Here is an 8,726-nt window from a genome sequence, read left to right on the forward strand (position 1 = left end):
TTCATCCCCCCAGATCGGAATTGCCGAGATCAGTGGTGCGGAGATCGGTGGTGCCGAGAGCGAGCGTGAGTTTGGTGACGGCGAACGCCTCGGCGTAGCGCTCCTGGCATTCGATGCCGCGGATCCGCGCCAGCCCGAGGAAGGCCTCCCGGTCGTACCAGGGCCGGTGCCGCTGCGAGGGGTAGTGCTCCTGCAGCAGCCGGACCTTCCGTTCGGCGGTCTCCGGGGACAGCGGCTGGTACGCCACCATGCGGCCGAGGTCGCCGTCCCACTTGACGATCTCGTAGCCGAGCACCAGGTGGTCGCGGAACGCGGTGGTGACCAGCCGCGCCAGGCCGCGGTGGTCCTGGTGCGCGTCCTCGGTGCGCGGCGCGAGGACGAGGTCCGGCTCGCCGTGCCCGCGCAGTTCCTCGACCGCCGCCTTGGCCTCGTCCCAGTGCGCGGGCAGCCGGCCGTCCGGCAGCTTGAGCACCGTCAGGCGCAGGTCGGCGTCCGGGCAGAAGGCGGCGAGCGCGGCCCGCTCCTCCTGCTCCCGCTCACCGCCGCCGCCGGAGAGCACCAGCGCGTCGACCCGCAGGCCCGGGTGCGCCAGGCACATCGTCAGCAGCGTGCCGCCGGCGCCGATGGCGATGTCGTCGCAGTGCGCCCCCAGCGCGACGATCCCGCGCGGTCGCCCCGCGCCGAGCCGGATCACCCGGTCCTCGCCACGAGGCCGTCGCCGCCGGCCGTGCCCGCGCCGTCCCGCTCCCAGACGGCCCACGGGCGGTCGCCCCTGGTGTACGCCTCGTCGAGCGCGGCCCGCTCCTTCACGGTGTCGGTCGGCTTCCAGAAGCCGCGGTGCTGATGCGCCACCAGCCGGCCGCGCTTGGCCAGTCCGGCGCACCCGTCGGCGACCAGGTCCCCGTTCTCCGGGATGTGGTCGAAGACCTCCTGGCGGAGCACGAAGTAGCCGCCGTTCTCCCACAGCGGCAGCTCGCTCACCGGGGTGATGCCGCCCACCAGGTTGTCCTCGCCCAGCTCCACGCAGTGGAACGAGGACTGCGGCGGCACCACCATCATCGACGCGCCGGCGTCGCGCCGCGAGAAGCGGTCGATCATCTCCGGCAGCGGGGCGTCGGTGAGCACGTCGGCGTAGTTGGCGAGGAACATCTCGTCGCCGTCCAGGTGGTGGCGCACCCGGCGCAGCCGCTCCCCGATCGGCGACTCGATGCCGGTCTGCGCGAACGTGATCGTCCACGAGGAGATGTCGGTGGACAGCAGCTCGGTCCGCCCGCCCCGCAGCACGAAGTCGTTGGAGGTCGTCTCCTCGTAGTTGAGGAAGAAGTCCTTGATGTGGTGGGCCCCGTACCCGAGGCACAGGATGAACTCCGTGTGCCCGAAGTACGCGTAGTAGCGCATGACGTGCCAGATCAGCGGCCGCGGCCCGACCATCGCCATCGGCTTGGGCACGTCGTCGGAGGCTCCGCTGCGCATCCGCAGTCCGTAACCGCCGCAGAACAGGACGACCTTCACGGCTTCACCTCGACGATGCTCAGTTCCGGGATGGGGAAGACCAGCCGGCCGCCCCACTCGTGCACGAAGGACAACTGCTCGACCAGCTCCGCCCGCAGGTTCCACGGGAGGACGAGGACGTAGTCCGGCCGGTCGGTGGCGATCTGCTCGGGCGCCAGGATCGGGATCCGCGTGCCCGGGGTGAACCTGCCGTGCTTGTACGGGTTCCGGTCGACCGTGTACGGGAGCAGGTCGGGCCGGATGCCGCAGTGGTTGAGCAGGGTGTTGCCCTTGCCCGGGGCGCCGTAGCCGACGACCGTCTCGCCGCGCTCGGCCGCGTCGATGAGGAAGCGCAGCAGGTCCCGGCGCACCTTGGCCACCCGGGCGGAGAACGCCGTGTACCCCGACAGGTCCCGCAGCCCGGCGGCCTTCTCCCGGTCCAGCACCTCGGCCACCGCCCGGCTCGGCTCGCCGGCCGCCGCGGTGGGCCGGGCCCACAGCCGGACGGAGCCGCCGTGCGTGGGCAGCAGCTCGACGTCCACGAGGGTGAGCCCGCCGCCGGCCAGCGCCCGGGCCGCCGAGGCCACCGTGTAGTACTGGAAGTGCTCGTGGTAGATCGTGTCGTACTGGTTCTCCTCGATCAGGGTCAGCAGGTGCTGCACCTCGATGGAGACCCAGCCGTCGTCGGCGACCAGGGCGCGCAGCCCCCGGGTGAACCCGACCACGTCGGGGATGTGCGCGTACACGTTGTTGGCCACGACCAGGTCCGCCGGGCCGTGCTCGGCGCGGACGGCCTCACCGGTCGCCGGGTCCAGGAACGCGGTGAGCGTCGGCACGCCCTTCTCCCGCGCCGCGGCGCCCACGTTCACCGACGGTTCGATGCCGAGGCAGCGGATCCCCCGCTCGACCACGTGCCCGAGCAGGTACCCGTCGTTGCTCGCCACCTCGACCACGAAGGCGTCCGGCCCGAGCCCCAGCCGCTCGACGGCCCCGTCGACGAAGGAGCGCGCGTGATCCACCCAGGAGGTCGAGTACGAGGAGAAGTACGCGTACTCCGTGAACGTCTCCTCCGGCGTGATCAGCGGCGGGATCTGCGCGAGCCAGCAGTCGGTGCAGACCCGCAGGTGCAGCGGGTACGCCGGCTCCGGCCCGTCCAGCTGGTCCGCGGCGAGGAAGCTCTCGCACGGCGGGGTCGCCCCCAGGTCGACGACGCTCCCCAGCGCCGTCGAGCCGCACAGTCGGCATCGTGTCATCTACTGCCCCCATTCCTGCCCGCGCGGGACGCCCCGCAACGGGCCAGCGTTTCCGTTCCCTACCGGCGGCGCACCGTCCGCGCCGCCGGACCGCGCCGCGATCGCCGCGCGGTACCCCTCCACCAGCCGCTCCAGCCCGACCGCCGGGCTGAAGGACTTCTCGTACCGGAGCCGGGCCGTGCGGCCCATCTCCCGGTTGCCCTCCGGATCGCCCGTGATCCGGCGGACGCAGGACGCCAGCGAGGCGCTGTCGCCCAGCCGGTGCAGCAGCCCGGTCACCCCGTCCTCGACCAGCTCGACGAAGGCCCCGTGGGCGGCGGCGACCGCCGGGACCCCGGCCGCCATCGCCTCCGCGACCACCAGGCCGAAGGTCTCCGGGGACACCGAGGGGGCCACCACGGCGACCGCCCGCGCGACGGCGTCCCGGCACCGGGCCGGGTCGTACAGGCCGACGTGGCGCACGTCGTCCCGGCCCGCCGCCCAGGCGGCCACCTCGGCCTCCAACGGCCCCGCCCCGGCGAGCACCAGCGGCACGCCCACCCCGCCGTCCGCGGCGAGCGCGTCCCACGCGGCCATCAGCAGCCGCACGCCCTTGGACTCCGTGAGCCGGCCGAGGAAGAGCACGTGCTCGCCGGTGCCCGTGCGCGCGGCGCCCGGATCCGGCACGAAGTTGTGCTTCACCGTCAGCCGCTCGGCCGGCATGCCGGAGCGCACCAGGACGTCGCGCTGCGCCGCCGAGATGCAGAAGAACCGCTCCACGCCGGACCACCACCGCCGCCGGTTGACCGTCATGCTGACCGCCAGCGGCACCGTCGCCAGCCGGGAGCCGCGGTAGCAGCCGTGCCGGACGGCGGGCAGCGCCGCCACCGACCCGACGCACGCGGTGCACAGCCGGCCGTCCCGGTGCAGCGTGCCGGGCGGGCAGATCTGGGTGTAGTTGTGCAGCGTGGCGACGACCGGCACGCCCGCGTCGGCGCAGGCGGCGAGCACCGCCGGCGACAGCAGCGGGAAGACGTTGTGGACGTGCACCACGTCCGGCCGCTCGGCCCGCAACCGGGCGGTGAGCTCCGCGCGCACCCCCGGGTGCCACGGCACGAGGAGCGGTACCGCCACCTTGCCGAGCAGGGAGCGGGCGGCGATGTCGTCGCTGCGCCGCTCGAACAGGTCGACCCGGTGGCCGGCCGCGCGCAGCAGTCCGACCTCCTCGTCGACGACCCTGTTCTCCCCGCTCGGCTGGGCGGAGGAGTAGCGGTTGTGCACCACCATGACGTGCACGGTCAGGTCACCTCCCGGTTGCGGTCCCGGCGCGGGATGCGTCGTCGCGGGACGGTGGACGTGGACGTGGACGTGGTCGGGGGCGCGGCCCCGGCGGGCGCGACCTCGGCGGGGGTGGCGAGCAGCGCCGCGGCCAGCGCCAGGTGCAGCAGGTACGGCGAGGCGTCGCCGAGCCCGGCCTCGGTGTACGAGGAGATCGCGACGTAGCTGATCAGGAAGATCGCGCAGGCCCTCGGCAGCGAGGGCGGGCGCAGCAGCGCGACCCCGAGCAGGACGAGGAGGATCGCCGCCACCAGGGCGATGCCGAGCAGACCCTGCTCGTTGTAGACGGCCAGCCAGCTGTTGTCGATCGGCAGCCCGCCGAACGACTTGTCGCCCAGGCCGATGCCGAACACCTGCTCCGTGGCGGTCCGGGGCTCGGACAGCAGGGCGTCCCAGACCTTGGCCCGGCCGGTGAGGTTGGAGAAGTTCTCCTTGCTCTGCCCGCGCATGAACCACGTCTCCAGCGCGGAGGCGAACGCCACCGCGGCCACCGTGGCGGTCAGCAGCGCCCAGGTGAAGAAGCGGCGGGCGGCGGGGCTGGTCAGCAGGAGCGAGCCGATCGCCAGCGCCAGCCCGATGAGCAGGCCGATCGTGGCCGTCCGGGTGTGGGTCATCGCGAGCAGCACGAGGGTCGGCACGATGACCAGCGCCGCACCGGCCCCGGTGGTCCGGCGGTCCAGCAGGAGCAGCACGGTCAGCCCGATGATCACCGCGGAGTACTGCCCGATCTGCGGCGGGGTGAGCGGCCACAACGCGCCGACCAGGCGCCCGCCGTAGTACTCGGGCATGGCCGTGCCCGGGGAGATGACCAGGCCGGCGGCCACCGACACCAGCACCGCGAAGTACATCCGGATGTGGGTCCGTACGAACATCAGGCTGTCGGTCCACCAGCGGCCGATCAGCCACAGCGTGGCGACGAAGAGGGACAGCCGGGCGCAGCGGAACAGCGCGCCGAACCCGACCTCCAGGTGCATGCTGGAGATCACGCTCGGCACCAGCAGCAGGGTGAGCAGGAACAGGAAGGCGCTGGGCCGGATCCGCAGCCGGAGGTTGAGCACGAGCGCCAGCGCGAACGCCGTGACCAGCGCGCCCATGGTGGCCATCTGGATGAGCGAGCGGGGCAGCCGGACGATGGTCTTCGCCCCGGCGGAGCCGAGGGTGTTGAGGCCCAGCAGCACCCACACAAGGTAGACGGCCTTCGGCGTGGCGTCCGGGCGCCGCCCGTCACCGGTCGGCGCGAGCGCCGTTCCCGGTCCGCCGGCGGGCCCGCCGTACGAAGGGTCCCCGCCCATCTCAACCACCCGCCTGTTCGGCGAAGGTGCTGCCCGCGTCCTGCTGGTACGGCGCGCCCTGCCACTGCCCCGAGAAGAGGCGCCGGCCCGGATCGTCGACGACGAAGCCCCACGGCCCGCGGTAGACGTTGTCGTGCCAGCGGTTGTCCTGCTTGAGGGTGATCGCCTCGGCCACCCGCTTGCCGTGGTACGGCGACCAGTCCGGATAGGTGCCGTAGTTGGAGAGCACCGCCATGCGGCCGCACACCGCGGCGCACTCGACCACCGACGGGTCGAAGGTGAAGCGGTTGTCGTGGATGTCCACCCGCTGGGTCTTCCAGCGGCAGTCGGCGTAGAGCGGTGCGGTGTCGATCGCGGGGCTGGAACAGCGCCGGGTGTCGTTCACCAGCAGGGTGCAGTAGCCGGTCGAGGTGTTGGCCGGGCTGTTGCAGAACCGGTCGGCGTTCTCCCACAGGGTGATCCCGGACCAGTTGTCCTCCAGCAGGTTCCGGTGGATCTCGATCCGGTCCGTGCGGGCCGGGACCCGTGGTTCGCCGCCGGCCTCCGACAGGTAGACGGCCGCGTACGGGAAGTCGTCGCCGGCGGCGGCGTGCCGGCGGCCCTCGACCCAGGCGTTGCGCCGGATCGTGTTGTTCCGCACGACCGCGTTGTAGCTGGTCTCGTACACCAGCGCGGCGCCGTCGTTGGCCTCCAGCAGGTTGTCCTCGATGAGGAAGTCGTTGTTGTTGTTGTCCGCCCACAGGCCGGCCCCGCGGTTGTCGTGCACCCAGTTGCCGCGGACGTCGGCGCCGTCGACGGCCCAGAACTTGATGCCCCCGGAGCAGCCGCAGCCCGGCTGGCGCCGCTCCCAGTCGTCGGTGTTGTTGCCCGTGACCTCGTTGCCCTCGACCACCAGGCCCTTGATGGAGTCGCCGGTCTTGTACGCGTTCATCCCGTACTGCCCGTTGTCGCGCAGGCAGTTGCCGCGGACCTGCTGGCGGGCGCCGGCCATCAGCCCGGCACCCGAGTTGTCCCGGATCGTGCTGTGCTCGATCACCCATCCGTCGGCCATGTCGTGGTTGACCACGCCCTCGTCGTGCGGCGCGACGAAGCCCCGCACGGTCAGGTGGCGGATGGTGACGTCGGGGGCGGTGCCGCTGAACGCGTAGTTGTTGGTCCTGCGGCCGTCGAGCACCGCGCCCGGCGCGCCGAGGTAGGTGTTCCCCTCCTTGGCCATGACCTGGGCGTAGCGGTCCGCCTCCAGCGTGTGGGTGCCCGGGAGCAGCCAGAACGTGGTGCGCGGGGGATTGCTCCCGGTCTTCGCGGCCAGGTCGCCGGTCACCGCGGGGTCCACCGTCACCGCGCCCGCCGGCGCGCTCGTCGGCCCGGCCGCGGGGGCGGCGCAGACCCGGGCCACGGCCTTGGGCCCGGACGGCGGCGCGGTCGGTGCGGGCGGGGCGTCCGCCCCGCCCGTACAGCCGGTCGCCACCAGCAGGGCCAGCGTCAGCCGCGCCACCGCCGCCGCCCCCCGGCGCCGCCTCGTGATCCCCACCCTCCTGGTCCCCACCCGACCCCCTAGCCGCGGAACCCGAGCACGGTGGTGAACCCCTGCGCGCCGTCGGCGACACCGGTGCCGACCAGCGTGGTGGCGGGTTCCCTGCGTCCGAAGCCGGCGGAGTACCAGCCGAGCGGCGGGTCGCTCTCGCCGTGGTGCGCCCGCCAGGACAGCTCCCCGGGCAGGTCGAGCACCGCGGAGCGGTCCTCGCCGTCGCGGGTCCAGGTCAGCACCGCCCGGTTCCCCGTCAGCTCCGCGGTGACCGCCGGGCCGAGGTGGAACGCCAGGCGTACGGCCCGGCGCGGGCCGCCGCGCACCTCGTCGACCACCCGCAGCTCCCCGCTCGCGGCGATCAGCTCCACCCGGCGGCGGTGCACCGTCGGCCGGTAGCCGTCGTGTTCGGCGCACCAGCGGGCCACCGCCGGGTCGGAGGTGTCCGCGACCAGGACGCGGCTGCGGGCGTGCCGGGTCCACAGGAACGGGCCGCCGGAGACGGACTGGTCCTCGCCGTCCAGCTCCAGGGTGTTGTGGCCGAGGGTCGACCGGAAGTACCGCCGCCACGCGGGCTGCCCGTGGTAGCAGTACGTCCCCGGGTCCGCGAGCACGTCGACCCCGTCGTGCCGGACCTCGATCGACAGCGCGTCCGCGTGGGCGTGCGCGGCGATGGACAGGAACCCGTGCGGGCCGCCGTCGCAGCGGCACCAGATGCCCGCCGGACCGCGCAGGACGGTCATCCCCGCGTCGGGGAAGTGGGCCGGCCGGACCGCCGGGCGGGTCACGGCCGGGGTGCTCCCGCTGCGCCCGTACGGCTGGAGGAGCGAGGCCAGCAGCGGGGTGCGCACATCGGTGCCGCCCGCCGCCGGCCACCAGGGGAGGCGGCCGAACACGGCCTCCCCGGTGGCCAGCAGGGAGGCCCAGCGGTCGGTGCCCGCGCCGTCCACGACCAGACCGTGCCCGTCGTCGGCGTCGCCCTGGCGGGGCGGGCGCAGACGGTCGTCCACGACGGCCGCGAGCGCGTCGGTCATCCGCAGCAGCACCAGCCGGACCGTCCGGGGGACCGGCACGGCGGCGGCGTCCGCCTCGGCCACCGCGGCCAGGCCGAGCTCCAGGACGAGTCCGTGGTACTCGCCCGCCAGTTCGCGGTTGAGGCCGGAGGGGAAGGTGTTGCCGCGCAGGTGCCGCTCCAGCGACCGCAGCGCGCCGGAGCGCCAGCGCTCCGAGGAGGGGAACCAGCCGAACGCGCAGGCCGCGGCCAGTTGCCCGGCCGCCTCCGCGATGACGTGGTTGTTCGCCGAGGACCCCCGGCTGGGGAAGGCGGCCAGCCAGCGCTGGTGGTGCCAGATCTGGTCCAGCGCCACCGGGTTGTCCTCGAACAGCCCGGCCGCGCCCGGCCAGCCGTCCAGCAGCCGGCGGACCCACACCCAGGACAGCAGCCGGATGCCCAGCTCGATGCCGCTGATCCAGTGCACGCCGCGCAGCGGCGGGTTGACCGCCCACCAGGACCGCAGGTGCTCGGCCACCCGCTCGGCGTACCGCTCGTTCCCGGTGACCGCGTAGGCGGCGGCGAGCACGGTCAGGTACTGGTGCCGGGACGGCTCCCAGATCTGCTTGACGTCCCCGACCGCGTCCTCGTCCCGGTACGGCACGTCGAAGGCGTAGCCGTCGGTGGCCCGGCGCCCGGTCTTCGGGTCGTACCACCAGTCCGGGGCGGCCATGTCGTCGCGGACCACCCCGAAGAACTCGGCGCGCCCGTCCATCAGCCGGTCCGCCGCGGCGACGAGCCGCTTCGCCGCGTCCGGCGCCACCGCGGCGAGCGCCCCGGCGGGCAGCACGGCGGTG

Annotated in this window: 7 protein-coding genes; all 7 read right to left on the reverse strand. The window is 73.8% G+C overall.

Annotation, left to right across the window (positions count from 1 at the left end):
• Nucleotide 1 precedes the first annotated feature (1 nt).
• Nucleotides 2-694 carry a PIG-L deacetylase family protein gene (locus ACWEQL_RS25145; protein WP_452152569.1) on the reverse strand — a complete coding sequence of 231 codons (693 nt, stop codon included), beginning with the start codon at nt 692-694 and terminating at the stop codon, nt 2-4.
• On the reverse strand, nt 691-1,512 hold the full coding sequence (locus tag ACWEQL_RS25150; RefSeq protein ID WP_452152570.1) for a glucose-1-phosphate cytidylyltransferase: 822 nt from the start codon (nt 1,510-1,512) through the stop codon (nt 691-693). Before ACWEQL_RS25150 ends, ACWEQL_RS25145 begins: the two co-directional genes overlap by 4 nt.
• Nucleotides 1,509-2,744 (reverse strand): methyltransferase domain-containing protein, encoded by a 1,236-nt coding sequence (locus ACWEQL_RS25155; RefSeq protein WP_452152571.1) that lies wholly within the window; start codon nt 2,742-2,744, stop codon nt 1,509-1,511. The genes ACWEQL_RS25150 and ACWEQL_RS25155 overlap by 4 nt, the downstream gene beginning before the upstream one ends.
• Entirely contained in the window at nt 2,745-4,019 is a 1,275-nt protein-coding gene (locus ACWEQL_RS25160; RefSeq protein ID WP_452152572.1) for a glycosyltransferase, read from the reverse strand. It lies immediately after the preceding gene.
• A 2-nt stretch (nt 4,020-4,021) separates the two neighbouring features.
• A complete protein-coding gene (locus tag ACWEQL_RS25165) occupies nt 4,022-5,353 on the reverse strand; it encodes an O-antigen ligase domain-containing protein (protein ID WP_452152573.1) in 1,332 nt (443 codons plus the stop codon).
• 1 nt (nt 5,354) lies between these two features.
• Nucleotides 5,355-6,884 carry a right-handed parallel beta-helix repeat-containing protein gene (locus ACWEQL_RS25170; RefSeq protein WP_452152574.1) on the reverse strand — a complete coding sequence of 510 codons (1,530 nt, stop codon included), beginning with the start codon at nt 6,882-6,884 and terminating at the stop codon, nt 5,355-5,357.
• Between the two features lie 23 nt (nt 6,885-6,907).
• The coding region (locus ACWEQL_RS25175; RefSeq protein ID WP_452152575.1) for an alginate lyase family protein at nt 6,908-8,726 on the reverse strand (1,819 nt) is incomplete at its 5' end.

The organism is Kitasatospora sp. NPDC004240, from assembly GCF_053603215.1.